The 21,776-nt window shown below is 44.9% G+C and carries 15 protein-coding genes; 13 read left to right on the forward strand and 2 right to left on the reverse strand.

What is annotated here, in order from left to right:
- Window positions 1-448: 448 nt before the first annotated feature.
- Window positions 449-937, reverse strand: a complete 489-nt coding sequence (locus tag LKD46_RS14240; RefSeq protein ID WP_015526232.1) for a Gx transporter family protein — start codon at window positions 935-937, stop codon at window positions 449-451.
- A gap of 115 nt (window positions 938-1,052) precedes the next feature.
- Complete coding sequence (locus LKD46_RS14245; protein ID WP_059086694.1) at window positions 1,053-1,421, reverse strand: NusG domain II-containing protein; 369 nt, start codon at window positions 1,419-1,421, stop codon at window positions 1,053-1,055.
- A gap of 416 nt (window positions 1,422-1,837) precedes the next feature.
- Between LKD46_RS14245 and LKD46_RS14250 the strand changes: the two genes are divergently transcribed.
- The 13 genes from LKD46_RS14250 to LKD46_RS14310 all read left to right on the forward strand — a co-directional run bounded on the left by LKD46_RS14250 (window position 1,838) and on the right by LKD46_RS14310 (window position 21,694).
- Window positions 1,838-2,440 (forward strand): FMN-binding protein, encoded by a 603-nt coding sequence (locus LKD46_RS14250; protein WP_110104022.1) that lies wholly within the window; start codon window positions 1,838-1,840, stop codon window positions 2,438-2,440.
- Window positions 2,437-3,210, forward strand: a complete 774-nt coding sequence (locus tag LKD46_RS14255; protein ID WP_110104005.1) for a 4Fe-4S binding protein — start codon at window positions 2,437-2,439, stop codon at window positions 3,208-3,210. The genes LKD46_RS14250 and LKD46_RS14255 overlap by 4 nt, the downstream gene beginning before the upstream one ends.
- 3 nt (window positions 3,211-3,213) lie before the next feature.
- Entirely contained in the window at window positions 3,214-4,278 is a 1,065-nt protein-coding gene (locus tag LKD46_RS14260) for an FAD:protein FMN transferase (protein WP_110104004.1), read from the forward strand.
- A gap of 126 nt (window positions 4,279-4,404) precedes the next feature.
- Window positions 4,405-6,681, forward strand: a complete 2,277-nt coding sequence (locus LKD46_RS14265) for a penicillin-binding Tp47 domain A-containing protein (protein ID WP_227574286.1) — start codon at window positions 4,405-4,407, stop codon at window positions 6,679-6,681.
- Between the two features lie 143 nt (window positions 6,682-6,824).
- Window positions 6,825-8,429 (forward strand): FMN-binding protein, encoded by a 1,605-nt coding sequence (locus tag LKD46_RS14270; protein ID WP_110104002.1) that lies wholly within the window; start codon window positions 6,825-6,827, stop codon window positions 8,427-8,429.
- Window positions 8,430-8,775: 346 nt separating this feature from the next.
- Complete coding sequence (locus tag LKD46_RS14275; RefSeq protein ID WP_015526226.1) at window positions 8,776-9,723, forward strand: L-lactate dehydrogenase; 948 nt, start codon at window positions 8,776-8,778, stop codon at window positions 9,721-9,723.
- Window positions 9,724-9,795: 72 nt separating this feature from the next.
- The gene (locus LKD46_RS14280; RefSeq protein WP_092069796.1) at window positions 9,796-11,952 is read left to right on the forward strand and encodes a Tex family protein; all 2,157 of its coding nucleotides are present in this window, start codon (window positions 9,796-9,798) and stop codon (window positions 11,950-11,952) included.
- A gap of 785 nt (window positions 11,953-12,737) precedes the next feature.
- A complete protein-coding gene (locus tag LKD46_RS14285) occupies window positions 12,738-13,601 on the forward strand; it encodes a mechanosensitive ion channel family protein (RefSeq protein WP_330409294.1) in 864 nt (287 codons plus the stop codon).
- Window positions 13,602-14,113: 512 nt separating this feature from the next.
- Entirely contained in the window at window positions 14,114-14,506 is a 393-nt protein-coding gene (gene panD / locus LKD46_RS14290) for an aspartate 1-decarboxylase (RefSeq protein ID WP_015526224.1), read from the forward strand.
- Between the two features lie 101 nt (window positions 14,507-14,607).
- Window positions 14,608-15,447: a pantoate--beta-alanine ligase gene (gene panC, locus LKD46_RS14295; RefSeq protein ID WP_110104001.1), complete on the forward strand. Its 840-nt coding sequence runs from the start codon at window positions 14,608-14,610 to the stop codon at window positions 15,445-15,447.
- Window positions 15,448-15,450: 3 nt separating this feature from the next.
- Window positions 15,451-16,452: a bile acid:sodium symporter family protein gene (locus LKD46_RS14300; protein ID WP_110104000.1), complete on the forward strand. Its 1,002-nt coding sequence runs from the start codon at window positions 15,451-15,453 to the stop codon at window positions 16,450-16,452.
- Between the two features lie 475 nt (window positions 16,453-16,927).
- Window positions 16,928-18,232, forward strand: a complete 1,305-nt coding sequence (thiC, locus tag LKD46_RS14305) for a phosphomethylpyrimidine synthase ThiC (RefSeq protein ID WP_022426187.1) — start codon at window positions 16,928-16,930, stop codon at window positions 18,230-18,232.
- Between the two features lie 294 nt (window positions 18,233-18,526).
- A complete protein-coding gene (locus LKD46_RS14310; RefSeq protein ID WP_158526506.1) occupies window positions 18,527-21,694 on the forward strand; it encodes a fibronectin type III domain-containing protein in 3,168 nt (1,055 codons plus the stop codon).
- Window positions 21,695-21,776: the final 82 nt, after the last annotated feature.

Genomic DNA, 21,776 nt, shown 5'->3' on the forward strand with positions numbered 1-21,776 from the left:
GCCAGGAGGGGAAGAGCGCGAGAAGGGGAGACGGCCTTCGCAACTATGAGTGCTTCCCCTTCTCGCAAATTACCCACTTTCAAAAAGTGAAAACTATAATCCAAAAAAATCAAACCATCCAATTTCCTCTCACTTTCAAAAAGTGAAAACTATAATCCAAAAAAATCAAACCATCCAATTTCCTCTCACTTCAAAAGGTGAAAACTACAATCCCAAAAAATCAAACTATCCAATTTATCTCACTTCAAAAAGTGAAAACTATAATCCAAAAAAATCAAACCATCCAATTTCCTCTCACTTCAAAAAGTGAAAACTACAATCCCAAAAAATCAAACTACCCAATTTATCTCACTTCAAAAAGTGAAAACTATAATCTAAAAAATCAAACCACACAATTTCCCCTCACTTCAAAAAGTGAAAACCATAATCCAAAAAGCAAACCACATAATTATAGATTCAAAGGAAGTCGTCCCACAACCTCCTTTGTCAACCCACCTATGAGAATCCCCGCCAGGACACCTGCTACCAGCAGTGCCGGTGCATAAACCATCAAACTCGTATTGCTCACCACGATCATGGCAACGATCAGCTGCCCGATATTATGTGTGACACCACCGGCCACACTGATACCGATCAGACTGAAGCCGGAATGTTTTTTCAAAAGCTCCATCACAGTCAGGCTAAGCGCAGCGCCAGCCAGACTATACAAAATACTGAACAGATTTCCAAACATAAATCCGATCACCAGGATCCTGACAACGGACACGAGAGCCGCTTCTTTAAAGGAATATCGGTCCAGTATAAAAAGCACCGCCAGGTTTGCAAGCCCGAGCTTGATACCCGGAATCCCTGTAAATACAGGGACCAGAGACTCCACATATCCAAAAATGATCGCTACTGCGGCAAATAATCCGAGATAAGCTGTTTTTCGTTTCATAAATAAATCCTTTCATTTGTTACAGGAATATCGTTGCAGGAATAGCACAGACAGAATATCATCTGTCAGAGAAAAATCTACGGAGAACACGCATTGCGCATATTCTCCGGAAATTTTATGTCACCGCATCAATTTTAGGCGAACTCTCCGAATCCTCTGCAGTATTTTCCCCTTCTATCACAACCTTATTAGGAAGGCAGATGATGGAACCGCCGTGCTCGTCCACAGCCTTCTGTTTCATACAGTAATGATCCGGGCAGGTTGCTTCGATCATTGTAACTTTTCCATCTTTGATCTCGCAGACATTGGTGTCTCCGATGTGGATGATCTGGTCCTGGGAAAGCGAATAGGTTCCGAATTCTTTTCCGTCAACGGTAATACGGATCGTATTATGGGAACGTTTCCCTGCAATCTGAAAACCAAGCCAGAGAACCCCCGCCAGAATCAGGATCCCGGCAATAAAAATCAATTCTTTTTTCTTCAAAACAAATCTCCATTTCTGTTACAGATTCAGAAAAAATCATATCATAATCGAAATTAAAAGGCAAACATAAGTTAATGATATCTAACCATAATTCATACAGCTGTTCCCAACGGAAAGGGAGGAGTGGCGAAAAAATTCATATTGGAAAAAGTTATAAACTACTAACAAAAGTGTAGACAAGAAAAAAAACAGGTGATATAATACCTAGCTGTAAGTTAGCATCATCTAATTTTACAAAAAAGATTAATCGAAACTAATTTATGTATATGGATAAAAACTATATAATTTATCCAAAAGACAGTTATACGCAGATTGAAGGAATAGATCGAGAGCATCTGACGCAGCAATATATGTTCGTACAGCTGAGCCTGATGCAGCAATTTACAGAATTGTTAAAAATACAAGGGAGAAAAGAGATGAAAAATCAGAATTTTTATATGAGAGTGATCTCCTTACTACTGGTGATCCTGGCTATACTTTTTTATAACAGCAGTATGAAAGCCCAGGCAAATGAAAAAGAGATCGCGGCTCTGACAGATAAGGTAGATACACTTCAGGAGCAGCAGAATGAACTTCTCAGTGCGCTGGAGACGAGTTATGTAAATCGTATGCAGAATCAGGCAGCATCTGTAGGATCAGGCAGCAGTGATGCAGATACAGCAGGCGATGACAAAACAACAGACACTTCAGACGGCAATGTATCCGATGCAGACGCAGAGGACACAGCAACCGCAGATTCCGATAATGTATATAAAGATGGAACCTACACAGGAGAAGCCGAGGGATACGGCGGGACCATTCAGGTGGAGGTGACACTTACCGGTGATGAGATCACATCCATCAACGTAGTCAGCGCCCCAGGTGAGGACAGTGCATATCTTTCACAGGCAGAGAGTGTGATCGATTCCATCCTGAGTGCTCAGAGTACAGATGTGGATACCGTATCCGGAGCAACGTTCAGCTCCACAGGAATCCTGAACGCAGTGGATGCGGCACTTGGAAAGGCGGAAAACTCATGAAAAAAAGACAGCGGGAGGTAAGGCTGATGCGTGCGGGAATACAGCTGGCATTTTTTATTGCCGCCCCGTCTCTGTTTTCTACAGCCTTTGCAGGTATCAAATCGATCTTTCTTGCCATTGCGGCCGGTCAGCCGGTGGAGTGGAATTCCTTTCTGACTGTAACGGCAGTGCTTCTGATCTTTACCTGCTTTTTCGGAAGACATTTCTGCGGATATGCGTGTGCATTCGGATCTTTCGGAGATGCCGTATATGAAGGCTTTTCCTGGATCCGGATGAAATGCTTTCACAAAAAAAAGAAACCGGCTCTTTCCGAAAAAATGGTTCACGGGCTTCAGAAAGTCAAATATATCGTACTGGCACTGCTCCTGCTTTCCTGCCTTACAGGTGTATACGGAAAGCTTACGGGAACCAGCCCGTGGGATGTTTTTTCCATGCTCACGGCAGGACGGCTCCCGAACAGCAAATATCTGGTGGGAATTATGCTCCTGGTGCTGATCATTGTGGGAATGTGTACACAGGAAAGGTTTTTCTGCCAGTTTCTCTGTCCCATGGGAGCGGTTTTTGCATTAATGCCAATCCTTCCGGGTGCACTGTTTCGGAGAAACCGTGAGAAATGTCCGCCGAAATGTGGTCTCTGTAAAAAAAGATGTCCGGCGCATCTGGATATCGACGGCGACACAGGCAGATCCGGCGAATGTCTTTGCTGCCACGCATGTGCCGCAGCATGCCCGAGAAAAAATATTCACATTGGAACAATTGAGGAAAAATGATCTATGAGATATCAGGCTCTGAAAAAGAAAACTTTTCTGGCAGCAGTTACATTTACAGGGATTGCGGTGTTGTTTCCTGTGCTGTGCATGGCTGCTTCGGAAAAGGATGTACAGACATATACCGATACAGATTTTGCAATGGATACTGTGGTATCAGAAACACTCTATACCACAGGTGACGATATAAACAGTAAGCTGACAGCTGTGCTGACAGATGTGGAGACGAACCTTCTTTCCTGGACCAATGAGAAGTCCCAGATCTATAAGGTGAATGCAGACAGCGGAAAAGATACGGAGATTTCCGACGAGCTTTCCGGATACCTGAAACGTCTTCTGAAGATCGCAGAGGATTCTGACGGAGCCTTTGACCCAACCATTGGGAAGCTGATCCGCCTGTGGGATATTGGAGGGGAAAACCAGAAAATTCCGGAAGAAGCAGAAATTAAGAATGTTCTGAAGGATTCCGGATATCAGAAGATTTTTCTTGACGGAAATACGGTCCATATGGAGGAGGGCTGTTCTCTGGATCTTGGAGCAGCGGGAAAGGGTATTGGCTGTGACCTGATCCTTAAAGAACTGGAAACAAAGAAGGATGTAACAGCAGCACTTATGAATCTGGGAGGAAGCAGTGTCATGACCTACGGAAGCAAGCCGGATGGTTCTTCCTGGAATGTGGCGGTGACAGATCCCAGAGCTGAAAATGAGGATGACTATCTTGGTGTGGTTGCCTTAAATGGTACAGAATTTCTTTCCACATCCGGAGATTATGAGAAATATTTTATCGAAAATGGTGTAAGGTATCACCACATTATGGACCCGTCTACCGGCTATCCGGCAGAAAGCGGAGTGACCGGGGTAACGGTAGTCTGTGACTCAGGTCTGGAGGCAGATGCGCTTTCCACAGCATGTTTTGTGCTGGGGGTGGAAAAAGGGACACAGCTGTTGAAAGCTTACGGTGCAGACGGACTTTTTGTGGATGAAGACCATCATGTATATCTCACTGAGGGGATGAAAGAGCGGTTCAGCCTGCTTGCGGATTCCTATAGTGTGGAGGATATTGCAGAGTGAAGCTGATCTCCCGGCGATCCGGTTTATGACTGTTTGGCAGAGGGGAATGCTCATATCCGCAGTACTTGCGATAGTAAACCTGGAAAGGGTTCTATAAATATATCATATTTTTAGGAGGAATAAGCAATGCAGAAGTGGAATCTATTGAAAAAAACAGCTCCATGCATTTTAAGTCTTGCAGTGGCAGCAACAACCTTTCCGACCGCTGTAATGGCATCTGATCTTGATGCAGCCGTGGTTTCCGAGGCAGAGGCAGGAGATACGGAGGATTTTAGCACAGAGGAAACGGCAGAGGATACTGAAGCTGTAGCAGAAGAAGCTATAGAGGATGCTGCAGACATAACAGAAGAAGCAGCAGAGGATGCAGCAGTGCCAGATGCTGCTGCAGACGAGACAGAGGATATCCAGCAGGAAGATACAGAAGCTGTCGAGACTCTGGATGAGACAGCAGAGGAAGCAGACCCGTTCTCTACAGGGGAAGAGGATTTCACAGAAGGCGATGAAGTGGCGGAAGCATTTTCCGATTCTGACCAGCTGACAGGCGAGTATCAGTACGTATATGCAGGACTTACCTGGGGTGAGTACTGGGCAGCAGAAGGCGTATATGCAGCTGGAGATACAAGCTCTTCAGAAGAGAAGGATTCACATAGTGAGTTTGATACAGGAGCTTTTGATACAGTAACAAGAGCGACTGCAAATCATGGACTCCACAGAGGAAGCTATCAGACAGAAGCTACGATCATTGCTGAAGACGGAACCAGATTCGACGTATCCTACTGGGAGGATAAAGGAAGCACACTTTATCTTACAGATGGTTCCAAGGTAAAATGGAACAGAGGCAGTATAACAACAGAAGATGGAAAAACCTATACGATGGATCATTATGAGATATATGGTTTGAAATATGTCCCGGTAGCAGTTAAGACCGCAGATTTTGCAGATTTCTGCAAAAAGTATAATGTTGTACAGGATGGAGCTGTGCTCTCCGGAGGATACAGTGAAAACAATCTCCAGTATTATAAAGGCCTTGTGGCAGACGTAAATGCACAGACAAATGGTCTGAAATATGTGGAGAAAAATGGTGACGGCTTTACATTTACAGCAAGAAAATCAGACGGAACAGCTTCCGGTATCAAGGATCAGGCGTTAAAAACAGCAACAGAGATCAAGCCGAGTGTAAAAGCAGCAAGCGGAAGCTACGGCGAATTCCTCCGTGTGGATCTCAATGGAAATTATGGCGATCTTGGTGCAAATATGCAGGCTGTACGCTGGGATTATTATGGAGATGATTCCACATATACAAAATGCCTCGCTTCTTATGGAACCAAGTTTGCCGCAGATAACTGGATGCATAAAGCAATGGGAATCCAGCTTGGACTTACAAAATCTGCACGCTGCAAGCTTCCGGGAGGAACAGACGGAACAGGATACTGGAAACTGACAGTGTATGCTCTCGGATATAATGACTATACCTACAGCTTCCAGGCAACTGCAGAGAATATCGTAAATCCTACAATGGAGCCAACTGATTTTACAAGTCTTAAAACAGAAGTGGAAGCTGCAAAGGCTCTGGCAGAGGCAGATTACACAATTGCAACCTGGAAGTCCTTTGCCGGTGAGCTTCAGGAAGCAGAAGACATTCTTGCAAAAACAGATGCAAGTCAGGCTGAGGTAAATGAAGCACTTGAACATCTTCAGGGAGCAGAGAAAGAGCTTCAGAAGGTAACAGTTACACTTGATAAGACAGCAGCAGCTGTATATACAGGAAAAACAACGACTCTTAAGGCAACAACAAATGACAGCGATGCAGCAGTAACATTTAAGTCCGGCAACACAAAGGTTGCAACGGTAAGCAGCAAGGGTGTCGTTAAAGGCGTAAAAGCCGGAACAGCAGTTATCACAGCAAAGGTCGGAAATGCCACAGCAACCTGCAAGGTAACAGTAAAAGCTTCTACAATTAAATTCGCAAAGGCTTCCGTAACGATCTACAAAGGAAAAACAGCAACTGTAAAAGCAACTGCAACACCATCTGCAACTGTAAAATACACAAGCAGCAACACAAAGGTTGCAACCGTAAACAGTAAAACAGGTGTTGTAAAAGGAATCAAAGCAGGAACCGTTACGATTACAGCAAAGGCAGGAGCCCTGAAGACAACCTGCAAAGTAGTTGTCAAGAATCCTGCATTCAGTCTTGTAAAATCTTCTGCAACGATCAAAAAAGGTAAAACAACAACCATCAGATCCAAAGCAGCACCTGCAGGCAAGGTTACATATACAAGCAGCAATAAAAAAGTTGCAGCTGTAAACAGCAAGGGTGTTGTAAAGGGAATCAAAAAAGGTAAAGCAACGATCACAGTGAAATGCAACGGAATTACAAAGAAATTTGTGGTAACAGTTAAATAATTTCACTGTTGAACCGAATGTGATCACAGATATCCAGAAGCCTCTGCCGCAGACATAGAGCAATGTCTGCGGCAGAGGTCTGCTGATTTCTGAAGAGCAATGTCTGACAGAGGCCGCAAGAAAAGAGGAGAGAGTAAGGAAGCATGGAAAAAGATCTGAAAGATAAAAAGCAGGAGGAAAAAAATACTCCGAAGATACCCTGGACCAAGCTGGTTCCTGCAGCTGCTGTGATTGCGGCGCTTGTGTTTTCAGGCATAAAGGCGAAGGGCTCTGATGGAGAGACAGAAGCAGTCGGGCAAGCAGAGACGACCGTAATGTCTGCTTCAGAGCTGGAAAAATATCTCGGGTATGAAAAAGAAAATACTGTTTCTGACAGCACAACTGCCACAGCTGAGAAAAACAGTACAACAAAAAAGAAAAGCTCATCGAAAAAAAGTGCAAAAAAAACAGCAGCGAAAAAAAGCTCAGGTACAAGAACGGTTTCCGAATCTGCAAAAAGCAATGCCAGCGCCGCAGGACAGGGAACCACGCAGACACCGGTAGCAAGCGTTCCGGCAGATGGATATAAGGACGGTACGTATGAAGGAAGCGGAACCGGATTTGGCGGGACGATTCGCGTGAGAGTAACAATCAGCGGCGGAAAGATTGCAGCCATAGATATTCTGGAGGCATCTGGAGAAACCGCGTCGTATTTTGCGTCAGCTCAGGGTGTGATCAGCAGGATGATCGCCGGAAATACACCGAATGTAGATGCAGTCAGTGGAGCAACCTATTCCTCCAACGGAATCATCCAGGCAGTTCAGAATGCCCTCTCCCAGGCAGCGGCAGATGGAAACAGCCAGCAGGTCACCCCTACACCTGCAGCAACTGCTTTACCAACTCCGACATCAGCTCCGTCACCTACAAAAAAACCATCTCCTACAAAGAAACCGGAAGATCCGGACAGTCCCCAAAAATATCTGGACGGTAAATATACAGCTTCGGCAAAGGGCTTCAATGGAGACGTGAAAGTAATTGTGACCATCAAGGATGGAGTGATCGAAGCCCTGAAACAGGAAAATACGGACACGGAGCAGTTTTTTGAAAAAGCATGGAGCGTGCTGGAGGAACAGATCATTGGTACGGATTCTGTAGATGATATTGATGCAGTCAGCGGAGCAACCTATTCCTCCAACGGAATTCTCAACGCTGTAAAAAAAGCTCTTAAAGAAGCGATCAATCCGGAGTATGGAAAGAAACCGACACCAACTCCGACAAAGAAACCGACACCAAAGCCAACAGCCACACCGAAACCTACGGCAACGCCGAAACCAACGGCCACACCGAAGCCAACAGAGACGCCGGCAGCAACCCCGACGCCGGAGCCGGACGACCCGGATGTGACGCCGGTTCCTGAAAAACCCAATGTAACTCCAACACCAGGGACAGATGAGCCGGATGCAACACCGGAGCCAACGGAAGCACCGGAACCGGTGGGAATGTACAGAGATGGAACGTATACAGGCTCGGCTTTTGGATATGGAGGAAAAACATATCTGACAATTACGATCTCAGGAGGCCAGATCGTATCCATTGAGCAGACAAATCAGGATACACCGGAATTTTTTGATCCTGCATGGAGCACGATCTATTCTCAGATCATGGCAAACCAGTCGGCGGATGGAATCGATACTGTCAGCGGAGCCACATATTCCTCCGAAGGGATCCTGGACGCTGCACAAAAGGCCCTTGCCCAGGCAAAGAATTAACCGGGTGAACGTTGGAGCAGCTATAAACATCTGAATCTAAGCCAATAATAAGAGGTGAAAGAAACCTCTGGACTTCTTGATTTTTTTGAAGTTCAGAGGTTTTTTGCTAGGTTTCTGAAATTGCTTCTATAAATCGATAAAAAAATAACAGGAATGTATACAGAATAATAGGGAAAATATCAGAAAATACAATCGGTTTAAATAATTTGAAATGCAAATTAGCGGGAATTAACCTGAGAAATACAATAAAATTTTTATTGCACAGGGCAATGTTTTATGTTATGTTTGAATGTGTGTAATTAAAGTTGTTATTAAAATGACAAACAACGCTGAAAGGAGAACAAATATGAGCAGTAAAATTACGATCATCGGAGCAGGAAGTGTAGGAGCAACTATCGCTTATACCTTATCACAGAGGAGTATTGCATCAGAGATTGTTCTGATCGATATTAACAAAGATAAGGCTGAAGGTGAGGTTATGGATATTGAGCAGGGAACCAGTTTCCGTGAGCCGATCTCCATCGTGGCAGGAGATTACCCGGATGCTGTAGATTCTGACATTGTGATCATCACTTCCGGTATTGCCAGAAAACCGGGACAGACTCGCATCGAGCTGACACAGACCAACGTCAACATTATGAAGAGTATTACTCCGGAGATCGTAAAGGTGGCTCCCAAAGCGCTTTATATTATCGTAAGTAATCCATGTGATATTATGACTTATGCATTTGCAAAGCTTTCCGGACTGCCGGAAAATCAGATCCTTGGTTCCGGAACCGCCCTGGATACGGCCCGTCTCCGCTGCAGACTTTCTCAGCACTACGGTGTATCTGAGAAAAACATCCACGCCTATGTATTCGGAGAGCATGGAGATACTTCCTTTGTACCGTGGTCCAGAGCCTTTGTTGCAGGTGCGACCCTTGATGAGTTTGACAAGATCGTTCATGAGGATCAGAAAGATCTGCAGCCACTTGACAGAGAAGAGGTTCTGGAGTATGTTCATACTTCAGGATCAACTGTGATCGCCAAGAAGGGTGCTACATTTTATGCGGTAGCCGTATCTGTTTGCAGACTTTGCTCGCTTCTTCTTGCAGCATCTGATACAATAGTCAGTGTATCAACCATGCTTCACGGAGAGTACGGTGTTGAAGACGTATGTCTTAGTACCATGGCTTCTATCGGACCGGAAGGTGTAAAACGTATCGTTCGTGTTCCGCTGACCGAGGAGGAGACAGAGAAGCTTCATGCAAGCGCCAATGCTCTGAAGGACGTGATCGCACAGATTGATCTTTGATAAATGTCAGAAGCTGTGTAAAGAGGAAAAAGCAGCCTCAGGCAAATTTGAAACAACGGGAGAAAGATAAAAATGGATATTATTCAGGTAATTACCAGAGAATTGAACGTTGAGAAATGGCAGGTCGAGGCAGCGGTTAAGCTGATCGATGAAGGCTGCACCATTCCTTTTATTTCCAGATACCGTAAGGAAGCAACCGGTACACTGAACGATGAACAGCTTCGTAATCTTAATGAGAGACTTACTTATTTAAGAAATCTTGAGGATAAAAAGGCTCAGGTTCTGGGCAGCATCGAGGAGCAGGGCAAGCTGACTCCGGAGCTGAAGAAACAGATCGAGGCAGCGCAGACACTCGTTGTGGTAGAGGATCTTTACCGTCCGTACCGCCCGAAGCGCCGTACACGTGCCATCATCGCCAGGGAAAAAGGTCTGGGACCGCTGGCCGACATCATCCTTCTCCAGATGACGAAGAAACCTCTTGAAGAAGAGGCAAAAGCATTTCTTTCTGAGGAAAAAGAAGTCAAAACTGTGGAAGAGGCCATCAGCGGTGCCAGAGATATCATTGCAGAACACATTTCTGATGAAGCAGATTATCGTATCAGTATCCGTAAGAGAACAATGGATAAGGGAACTATATGTTCTACCGCAAGAGATGAGAAGGAGCAGTCTGTATACGAGATGTATTATGACTTTGAGGAGCCGGTGAAAAAGCTTGCAGGTCATCGTGTCCTTGCTCTGAACCGTGGTGAGAAAGAGAAATTCCTTACTGTGAAGATCCTTGCACCTGAGGAAGAGATCATCCGTTATCTTGAAAAACAGGTGATCGTCCGCGATAATCCATACACTATACCTGTTCTGAAAGAAGCCATTGAGGACAGCTATAAACGTCTCATCGGACCGGCTATTGAGCGTGAGATCCGAAGCGCCCTTACAGAGGCAGCAGAGGACGGTGCCATCCATGTCTTTGGCAAAAATCTGGAGCAGCTTCTCATGCAGCCTCCAATTGCAGGACAGGTAGTTCTTGGCTGGGACCCTGCCTTCCGTACCGGATGCAAGCTGGCAGTGGTAGATCCTACCGGAAAGGTTCTGGATACCACAGTTATTTATCCCACAGCACCAACCAATGAGACCAAGATCCGTGCCGCAAAGGAAACCCTGAAAAAGCTTATCAGCAAATATCATGTGACACTGATCTCTGTAGGAAACGGAACGGCATCCAGAGAATCCGAGCAGATCATCGTGGAGCTTCTTAAGGAAATCCCTGAAAAGGTCCAGTATGTTATCACCAACGAGGCAGGTGCTTCTGTATATTCCGCAAGCAAGCTTGCCACGGAAGAATTCCCGAATTTCGATGTTGGACAGAGAAGCGCCGCATCCATCGCAAGACGTGTACAGGATCCGCTTGCAGAGCTTGTAAAGATCGATCCGAAATCCATCGGTGTCGGTCAGTATCAGCATGATATGAACCAGAAAAAGCTGGGAGAAGCCCTTAACGGCGTTGTGGAAGATTGTGTAAACAAGGTCGGAGTGGATCTGAATACTGCATCTGCATCCCTTCTGGAGTATATTTCCGGAATCAGCAAGGCCATCGCAAAGAATATTGTAGCCTACCGTGAGGAAAACGGCCGTTTCCAGACAAGAAGAGAGCTTCTTAAGGTTGCCAAGCTTGGTCCGAAAGCTTTTGAGCAGTGTGCAGGTTTCACACGGATCACAGGAGGCAAAAATCCTCTGGACGCAACCAGTGTCCATCCGGAAAGCTATGACGCAGCAAAAAAACTCCTGGAAAAGCTGGGCTACACACCGGAAGATGTGGCAGAGCGTAAGCTTACCGGTATTTCCGGGCAGATCCGCGATTACGGAAAACTGGCAAAGGAGCTGGAGATTGGAGAGCCAACCTTACGTGATATCGTAAAGGAACTGGAAAAACCTGCCAGAGATCCACGTGACGAGATGCCGAAACCGATCCTCCGTACCGATGTCCTGGATATGAAAGACCTGAAAGAAGGCATGGTCCTCAAGGGAACTGTCCGCAATGTTATTGACTTCGGTGCTTTTGTGGATATCGGTGTGCATCAGGATGGCCTGGTCCATATTTCCGAGATGAGCGAGAAATTCATCAAACATCCGCTGGAAGCAGTCAGTGTGGGAGATATCGTGGATGTCCGTGTTCTTGGTGTTGATATGAAGAAAAAACGTATCAGCCTTTCCATGAAGGGAATCAGTAAATAAAGAGAAAATCCGAGACATACCGCGCGAATTTATGCGATCAGCATAAATTCTGTGCATCGCCAGGCGTGTTACTGAGAACAGAGTGAACAGTAATGTATATTCAGCAGCATTCTGCGGCGGATTACCGGACAGATATACAATAAAGCTATAACAGAAATACAGCAGTGGTTTATACCCTATACTTTATAGAACCGGAGAAATCAGGTTTACAGGGAAAAACCACTGCTGTATTATTATATTACCAGATGCGGATTATAGGGAATGTTTACATCAGGAATACATAGATCGATCCGCATATGTATATCGAATGATCGATCAGACAAGAGGGATACATATGTAATCAGAAATGTCAACAAATGTGAGTAAATACACTCAAAGGTGTTTAAAATCCAAAACACTAGTTGGTAACTTAAAACTACTGGAATTACAGGAAATGAACCAGTGCAAGTTGAAACAGCCTTGCTAACTATAGGGTAGAACCTTGATGGTTGTAATTGAGTAATGGTATAAGTCTACGAAAACCAAGTAGCAAAGAAAAACAAATATTAAGAAAGGAAAAGCTATTTAGATGAAGTCTGTATAATGTCATATACAAGACTATACAGATATGTACCGATGGCTTAGTCGGGAATTTACGACTGTGGAGTGTACAAGAACTTGTGAGTAGATTGATATTTATATCATCAAAAGCATATACGTTGAAGCAGTAACTACAAATCGTGAGATTGTAGTAAATCATCTAGCATATACACATATGTATATGTTTTTAGTAGCAGGGATTATATTTGGATAGTACTGTACAGACCGTGCAGGAGGTCGGAAATCAGGTAAGCCAGTACAGGCAGATGTTTGAAAATTACCTGCCGGACATCACAAAATTCGGAATCAAGGTTGTTCTGGCTATCGTTGCTTTCTGGGTAGGAAGCACGGTAATTAAATGGATCGTAAAGTTTGTGAGGAAATCACTGACAAAATCCAGGCTGGATACAGGAGTGGCACAGTTTATGTCCTCTCTGGTCAAGATCATACTTTACATACTCCTGATCTTTAATATATCCACAAGCTTTGGAGTAAAGGAATCATCTCTGGCAGCACTTCTTGGAACTGCAGGTGTTACTATGGGTCTTGCCCTCCAGGGTGGACTTGCCAACTTGGCAGGAGGTATGATGCTTCTTCTGTTCAAGCCGTTCCAGGTAGGGGATTACATCATCGTTAACGGACAGGACGGAAGCGAGGGAACGGTAGCCAAGGTCGAGATTTGTTATACAACGCTGTTATCCATTGATAACAAGCACATCGTGATCCCCAACGGTACTCTTTCCAATGCGACCATCACCAACGTAACAGCAAGGGATCAGCGAAGGCTGGAGATCAAAGTGGGGATCTCTTACAATGCAGATATCCAGAAGGCCAAGGATATCCTGGAAGATATCCTCACCGAAGATCCGGATACAAGAGAAGACGAAGAGATGGTGGTATTCGTAGATGAGCTGGCAGAAAGCTCTGTGATCATGGGCTTTCGTGTCTGGGTAGATACCGACCGCTACTGGGCAGCCAGATGGAGATTGAACCAGAGGATCAAGGAAGATTTTGATTATTATGGAATTGAGATTCCTTATAATCAGCTGGATGTGCATATCCATAAATAATGTGCATAAAGGAAGAAAGCTAAAGCCCTTTCACATGGCAGAGAAATTGCTGTGTGGGAGGGTTTTTTGATGAAAGTAACTGGTTTTGAGATTATTACTGCCATTCACGATAATAGAGAATATGAAAATTATTGACAAACCAGTGTCGGGGTGCAATAATACCCCACAGAGATAGTATTTGGACTCAAAACTATACTCTGGCTGAAATCACTGGAATCTTATATAAAAATAGCCAGCCGGAACCCGGGATCGGGAACGGACGGATATATGAAAATTATAAAAGATACGAGCCTGTATCGATGATAACGAAGGCGTTACAACAGTTATGGGAATTTTGAGCAACTGTTGAAGAGTATGCTTTTCGTGTATAAAAAACAGGACTCAATATACAGGGAATCAATCAGAAGCGTTTCAGGGTCGAAGTGTACCCCGAGACGTTTTTTTATTAAATACAGAAGCGGATGCTTTTATCCACTTGAAAGTTATTCCCTGCAGGAAAGGACTTATATAAGATGACAATAGAGATGTTAAAAGGAAAGATCCACAGAGCAACCGTTGTCCAGGCGGAACTGGATTATGTAGGAAGTATCACTGTGGATGAGGAACTGCTGGAAGCTGCCGGGATACTGGAATATGAGAAGGTCCAGATCGTAGATGTGAACAACGGCAGCCGTTTCGAGACATACACCATTTGCGGAGAACGCGGAAGCGGTATGATCTGCCTGAACGGAGCAGCAGCAAGATGTGTAAGCACCGGTGACAAGATCATCATCATGGCTTACGCACAGTACGAGCAGGAAGAAGCCCGTACTCACAAGCCTGCAGTTGTATTTGTAGATGAAGAGAACAGGATCAGCAGAGTGACCAATTATGAGAAACACGGACTGCTGAAGGATATGGCCTGACGCAGATTAGAAATACAATAAGACGAAGGTGAATTCAGAAAAGAGGCTATCTCGAATCTATTCAGAAAACCGGTTCCAGAACCGGAAAAGAGGAGAGCACAATGCAGGTAACAAAAACAGTAGAAGAAACAAGAAAACAGATCAAAGCGTGGAAAAAAGAAGGAAGAACAGTAGGCCTTGTGCCAACCATGGGATTTCTCCATGAGGGACACGCAAGCCTGATCAAAAAATGCAGAGAGCAGAATGATATCGTAGTGGTATCCGATTTCGTCAATCCTACACAGTTCGGTCCTACCGAGGACCTGGAAGCCTACCCGAGAGACTTTGAGCGTGACAGCAAACTCTGCGAAAGCCTGGGAGCAGACCTGATCTTCTGCCCGGAGCCTTCCGAGATGTATCATGATCCCCACGCATTTGTAAGTATAGATACTCTGTCAGAGACACTTTGCGGAAAAACACGTCCGATCCATTTCAAGGGTGTGTGTACCGTTGTGACCAAGCTGTTCCACATTGTGGCACCGGACAGAGCATATTTCGGACAGAAAGACGCACAGCAGCTGGCCATCATCCGCAAGATGGTGCGTGATCTGAACTTCGATATTGAGATCGTAGGCTGTCCGATCATCCGTGAGGAGGACGGACTTGCAAAATCCTCCAGAAATACATACTTAAGCCCTGAAGAGAGAAAAGCAGCTCTTTGCCTGTCAAAGGCAGTAAAAGCCGGACAGGAAGCCATTCACGCAGGAATCCCGGCAGAAGAGCTTCTCGGAAAAATGCGAGCAGTGATCGAAGCAGAGCCTCTGGCAAAGATTGATTATGTATCCATGGTAGATGCATTTACCATGCAGCCGGTGGAAAAAGCTGACCGCAGCGTTCTTGTAGCAATGGCTGTTTACATCGGAAAAACAAGACTGATCGACAACTTCAGCTACGAGGTATAATGTATGGGAAAAGTTTTAAAGAAAATCGGAATTATCAGCAGCCTAGCATCCAGATATATCGGGATCATTATCATCGCTTTTTCCTGCCTGGCTTTTTTCTGGCGTGACGGATTTTCCTGGATGACGAACTATACGTCTGTATTTCTGGGAGTGATCATGTTTGGTATGGGCCTGACCATAAAGCTGGATGACTTCCGGGCAATTTTTTCCAGACCCAAAGAAGTGGTGATCGGTGCAGTGGCTCAGTATACCATTATGCCGGTGATCGCCTGGCTTCTGTGTAAAGTGATGAACCTTCCGGCAGATCTGGCACTGGGAGTGATCCTGGTGGGATGCTGTCCGGGCGGAACAGCCAGCAATGTGATCACCTATATCGCAGGAGGTGATGTGGCGCTTTCTGTGGGAATGACCATAGTTTCCACACTGGCAGCACCGTTGATGACACCGTTTCTTGTATATGTTTTGGCAGGAGCCTGGGTGGAAGTATCCTTCTGGGCCATGGTGATCTCTGTGGTAAAGGTAATTCTGATCCCGGTTCTCCTGGGAGTTTTTCTTCGGAGCCTTGCGGGAGAGCATGTGGATAAGGTATCCGATGTTATGCCGCTGGTGTCGGTTGTAGCTATTGTTATGATCATCGGAGGAATTGTGGCTGTAAATGCAGAGAAGATCGTAAGCTGTGGAGTTCTGGTGCTTGGAGTAGTGGCGATCCACAATTTCTGTGGTATGATGCTGGGATTTCTGGCTGCAAAAATCTTCCATGTGGAGTATTCCAGAACAACTGCTATAGCTATAGAGGTAGGCATGCAGAACAGTGGCCTTGCTGTCTCACTGGCAGCAGCTAATTTTGCAGCCAATCCGCTTGCAACACTTCCGGGCGCGATCTTCAGTGTATGGCACAATATTGCGGGTTCCATTTTTGCGGGGATCCGCCGTGCAGGTGCAGAAAACCTTGCAGAGATTGACCGGATCAGGGAAATCGACTGCTGTAATTGCGAAAAGCAATAAGCAGTGAATGCGGATTGCGGATATCCTCCTGACGGGGAACAGAAAAGCTGTGGAAGAATGTCTGTAAAGAAAGATCCGGGGGAGTTTGAGAGATAAAATGGCAGATTATGTCGAAAGAAAAAGTCATAAAATGCAGAATTGTGGTTTACAAATTTTAGCCGGTATACTATAATAACCACATGGACGAACAAACGTCCCCAACATATGAAAACAGGGGGGCCCGCTGAAGCGAGCTGAGAGTAGACTGTAAATGTCTTGACCCATAACCTGATTTGGATAATGCCAACGTAGGGACATATGCACGAAGGATTCTTAAAGACACAGAAGATCAGAGAGTACAGAAGAGATCAGAAGTACAGAAGATTTTCATTAAGTACGTAAGAGTAAGAGCCGGTTGCCGTGATGCGTATGCGTTGCAGCAGCCGGTTTTTTGTTGTATAAACACAAAGAATTTATGGAAGGAGATTTTTTTTACATGAGAAATTACAGTACACAGATGGAGGCAGCCCGTAAAGGCATCATCACACCTGAGCTTGAGATCGTAGCTAAGAAGGAACGCATGACAACAGAGGAACTGCTTCCGCTGGTAGCCTCCGGTAAGGTGGCAATCTGTGCAAATAAAAATCACAAATGTATCGATCCGGAGGGCGTAGGTTCCATGCTCCGCACCAAGATCAATGTAAACCTTGGTGTATCCAGAGACTGCAAGGACTACGATGTAGAGATGCAGAAAGTAATGGAAGCTGTAAACATGGGCGCCCATGCTATCATGGATCTTTCTTCCCACGGAAATACCATTCCGTTCCGACGCAAGCTGACATCCGAGTGTCCGGCAATGATCGGAACCGTTCCGGTTTATGATTCCGTTATCCACTATCAGAGAGATCTTGATACGCTGACAGCTAAAGATTTTATCGATGTAGTAAGACTCCATGCACAGGATGGTGTTGACTTTGTAACTCTTCACTGTGGAATCACAAGAAAGACCATCGATCAGATCCGTAATCACAAGAGAAAAATGAATATCGTTTCCAGAGGAGGATCTCTTGTATTTGCATGGATGTGTATGACCGGTGAGGAGAATCCGTTCTATGAATACTACGACGAGATCCTGGATATCTGCCGCGAGTATGATGTGACCATCTCTCTTGGTGATGCCTGCCGTCCTGGATGTCTGGCTGACGCAACAGACGTATGCCAGATCGAGGAGCTTGTACGTCTTGGCGAGCTGACCAAACGTGCATGGGAAAAGGACGTTCAGGTTATGGTTGAGGGACCGGGACATGTGCCGCTTGATCAGGTTGAGGCAAATATGAAAGTACAGCAGTCCATTTGCCAGGGTGCACCGTTCTATGTATTAGGACCTATCGTAACTGACGTTGCACCGGGATATGACCACATCACATCCGCGATCGGCGGAGCAGTAGCTGCTATGTCCGGAGCAGCATTCCTCTGCTATGTAACACCGGCAGAGCACCTTGCACTTCCGAATCTTGAGGACGTAAAACAGGGAATCATGGCATCTAAGATCGCAGCTCATGCAGCAGACATTGCCAAAGGTGTCCGCGGTGCCCGTGAGATCGATGACAAGATGGCAGATGCCAGAAGAAAGCTTGACTGGGAGGCACAGTGGGAATGCGCCATGGATCCGGAAACAGCAAAACGTATCTGGAACGAGCGCAAACCGGAGCATGATGATACCTGCTCCATGTGCGGTAAATTCTGCGCAGTACGAAGCATGAACAAGGCACTTGCAGGAGAACATATCGATATTCTGTAAGAATACAGAATGCATATGAGCATGCAGCATCACAGTAGAACGTGGTGTTGGCAGTATCCAGCCAGAAAACTGGTTGATTGAATGCGGATATGGAAAGAACAGTAATGCTGAAATTGTGGAAAGTCTGATGTTCCGATAATAAAACATAAACCGCTGTGATCTAAAATGAAGATCACAGCGGTTTTTTGCAGAGTTAGGGACATTATTGCAGCTTGCGAAAAGACAGGGCCGCGTTATAATAAAAACAGAACTTACATATAAATGGTTTACATAAAAAGGAAGGAAAGGTACGAAATGAAATTTCCGAAAAAATTGATAGCATTTGGTCTGTCATTATGTATGTCTATTGTTCCATGTGGACCGGTGGTGGCCGAAGATTTTACAGACGCACAGACGGATATAACAGACGCCATTGATACTTTTACAGATGACGGGAATTTTGAGGAATCAGAAAATACCGTAAACACAGATCAGATCGCGGGAGAAGATAATACCGTGAGCACAGATCAGATTACAGAAGAAGAGTTTCCGGGATCAGATATCGGAACGGAAACGGATGAAGCTGAAAGCTCAGAGAATGAGGAAATACAACAGGATTCTGATGAAGGATTAATTCTGGAAGAACCTTCGGCGGTCATCAGAAAAGCAGAAGGAACAGAGGAGGCTGCGGCACCGGAAGAAATTTTTGGTGACGGAGAAAACAAGGAGCAGCAGGAAGATATATTCACAGATGATATTCCGGCAGCAGGCACTTCCGAAAAAGAAACAGATGTGGAGAGCACAGAAATATATCTGTATGCGATGAATGATACCTACAGCAGTGTGATCTCCATGCCGGATACCATGCAGACATCTTATCAGATCCAGACATCCGGCAAAAATCCGGTATATACGGTTGTTTCCGGTTATACTGCGAAAGTCAGCGAAACCGGTCTTGTTACTCCTAAAATGCAGTATGTAACCTATGTAGACAAAAACGGAAATGACGTAAAGAGCCAGTGGGAATACATGTTTGGAGAGACCCTGATCTCTGTACAGGATGGAAACAGTACCGTTTATTATAAATTCATACTCAAAGATTATGCGGAGTATTACGCAGAACAAAAAATGGATACATTTCTCAAAGAAAATATTACTGCGGAAATGTCCGATTATAAAAAGGTTGAGACGATCGCCAGATGGCTTGCCAACAACTTTAATTACAGTCAGTATCATTCCGGTTATACAGGCCTGATGCTGGATGGCGGCGGAGACTGCTGGGCCAATACCAGCGCAGTGAACTATATGTGCGAAAAACTGGGACTGACCGTGTATGCAAGGTATGCGGCAAATGATCCGGGGGCAGGAAGCGGTCACAGGAATTCCGTAGTCATTATTGACGGCGAAAGATATCTGGTTGACTGCGGATATACGGGAAATGCCCCCAGACATTATGAATTGTCCAAAATGGACTATGACTATTCTTATGAGATCCTGAATGATGGAACACTCAGGCTGTATCAGTATGAAGGGACAGATACAAATATCGTAGTTCCGGATACTATTGACGGAAGAAAAGTAACGGTTCTTGGAAACAGTACCTTCCAGTATTGCACCCAGGCTTCTGATATAGAGTCTGTTACTTTGCCGGATTCGCTTACAACCATCGAAAAGAATGCTTTTTACAACTGTGAGAAATTGAAATCTGTTACGATTCCCCCAAATGTGTCATCTATAGGGCTGGCTGCTTTTGTGGAGGGCTTGTCTGAGTCCAGTCTGACAGAAATTAAAGTAGATCCGGAAAATCCGTATTTTTCTGAAAAAGACGGAGTGGTATTCAGCAAGGATGGCACAAAACTGATCGTGTTTCCGTCCGGACGTTCCGGAGATTACCAGATCCCGGATGGAACTGTAAGCGTGGGAGACTATGCTTTTTATTACTGTGTAAATGTTTCTTCCATAACAGTCCCGGGAAGTGTCAGAAGCCTTGGAGAAGGTGCATTCGGAAACTGCTCGTCGCTTACGAAAGCTGTCCTGAACGAAGGTTTGGAAGAAATCGGTGAATATGCATTCCAGAGCAGTTCAGGGATCCGTGATATTATAATTCCCGCATCTGTAAAATCAGTTGGGAAAAATGGACTTCGTCTGTCTTCCGGGTGCAGGATAAGAGTACTGAGCACAGATACTGTTTGGGCGGATGATGCGTTCAGGGATTCAGCACTGATCGCGGGAAAAAAGGATTCCACACTTCAGAAATACGCAGAGGACCATGGCTGCACGTTTGTGGAGCTGTCAGCAGACAACCGGATACCGCTTCAGAATGAATGGTTTGAACAGATCACTTCAGACTATGAATATAATGGAAAAAGCCATGAACCCGAAATAGAATCCAGTGAATCCGCACCGGAACTTGAGCAGGGCTCCGATTATGAAGTAACTTATGAAAATAACATCAATGCAGGAACTGCGACTATAAAGATCACGGGAAAAGATATTTTCTGCGGTACAGTAGAGCGGAGTTTCAAGATTACGCCAGATGAAAATGGAATGCATGTGTGCTATTTTGCGGAAAATAATGAAACCTACCTGGAAACCACCTTTAAAGGAAAAAAAGTGGAACCGGAAGTGGTAATTGACGGACTGGTACGGGGGAAAGATTATACGGTAACCTATGTTAATAATGAAAAGCCTGGTGAAGCTCGTGCAGAGCTCACGGGAATCGGCAATTATAAAGGATCGGAAACATTATATTTTACTATTTACGGAAAACTACCGGCTGCGGATCCAATAGCTGATCAGACATATACAGGAAATGAGATCACACCGGACATCGTGATACCCGGATTGAAAGCCGGCGAAGATTATTATATGTATTACGAGGATAATCAGTATCCGGGTGTGGCAACGGTAACCATTTATGGTACCGGTTATTATAAAGGTACTGCAACCATTCATTTCAAGATCATAAAAAAGACAGAAAAGTTTGTCAGCAATGTTAAGCTAAACAGAACCTCTTACACTTATACGGGAAAAACCATCCGGCCATCAGTAACCGTAACTGTAAATGGAAAGAAGATCGGTGCGAGTGCTTATAAGCTGTATTACAAAAATAATAAAAACTCCGGAATTGGAACTGTGCAGGTCAGAGGGACTGGAAAATACAGTCGTATCAACAAAACGATTACCTTTAAGATCCTGCCTCCAAAAACTCTGCTGACAGGACTGAAAAAAGCAAACAGATCCTTTATCGCAAGCTGGAAGAAAAATATACAGGCAACCGGCTATCAGATCCAGTATGCAGCAGACAGCAGATTTACAAAAGAAAGAAAAACGGTCACAGTTGGAAAACAGTCTGCGACCAGATATAAGATATCAGGACTGAAAAACAAAAAGACCTATTATGTCCGCATCCGGTCATATAAAAGAGTCGGAAAAAAGATTCTTTACAGTAGCTGGAGTACGGTAAAGAAAATCCGGGTTTGATCATAAATGAGCGGATCTCAGACCCATATAAATGGAGAACAATACTTCCGGGACAGAATTAAGCCTTGTAATTATAAAAAGA

Source organism: Blautia fusiformis (genome assembly GCF_020686995.1).
GTDB lineage: Bacteria > Bacillota > Clostridia > Lachnospirales > Lachnospiraceae > Blautia_A > Blautia_A fusiformis.

Excerpts from the sequence above, each read along its gene's own strand:
- thiC (WP_022426187.1), top strand. The coding sequence starts at position 16,928 with ATGAGAAATTACAGTACACAGATGGAGGCAGCCCGTAAAGGCATCATC.
- LKD46_RS14255 (WP_110104005.1), top strand. The coding sequence starts at position 2,437 with ATGAAAAAAAGACAGCGGGAGGTAAGGCTGATGCGTGCGGGAATACAG.
- LKD46_RS14270 (WP_110104002.1), top strand. The coding sequence starts at position 6,825 with ATGGAAAAAGATCTGAAAGATAAAAAGCAGGAGGAAAAAAATACTCCG.
- LKD46_RS14265 (WP_227574286.1), top strand. The coding sequence starts at position 4,405 with ATGCAGAAGTGGAATCTATTGAAAAAAACAGCTCCATGCATTTTAAGT.
- panC (WP_110104001.1), top strand. The coding sequence starts at position 14,608 with ATGCAGGTAACAAAAACAGTAGAAGAAACAAGAAAACAGATCAAAGCG.
- LKD46_RS14250 (WP_110104022.1), top strand. The coding sequence starts at position 1,838 with ATGAAAAATCAGAATTTTTATATGAGAGTGATCTCCTTACTACTGGTG.
- LKD46_RS14275 (WP_015526226.1), top strand. The coding sequence starts at position 8,776 with ATGAGCAGTAAAATTACGATCATCGGAGCAGGAAGTGTAGGAGCAACT.
- LKD46_RS14240 (WP_015526232.1), bottom strand. The coding sequence starts at position 937 with ATGAAACGAAAAACAGCTTATCTCGGATTATTTGCCGCAGTAGCGATC.
- LKD46_RS14310 (WP_158526506.1), top strand. The coding sequence starts at position 18,527 with ATGAAATTTCCGAAAAAATTGATAGCATTTGGTCTGTCATTATGTATG.
- LKD46_RS14280 (WP_092069796.1), top strand. The coding sequence starts at position 9,796 with ATGGATATTATTCAGGTAATTACCAGAGAATTGAACGTTGAGAAATGG.
- panD (WP_015526224.1), top strand. The coding sequence starts at position 14,114 with ATGACAATAGAGATGTTAAAAGGAAAGATCCACAGAGCAACCGTTGTC.
- LKD46_RS14260 (WP_110104004.1), top strand. The coding sequence starts at position 3,214 with ATGAGATATCAGGCTCTGAAAAAGAAAACTTTTCTGGCAGCAGTTACA.
- LKD46_RS14300 (WP_110104000.1), top strand. The coding sequence starts at position 15,451 with ATGGGAAAAGTTTTAAAGAAAATCGGAATTATCAGCAGCCTAGCATCC.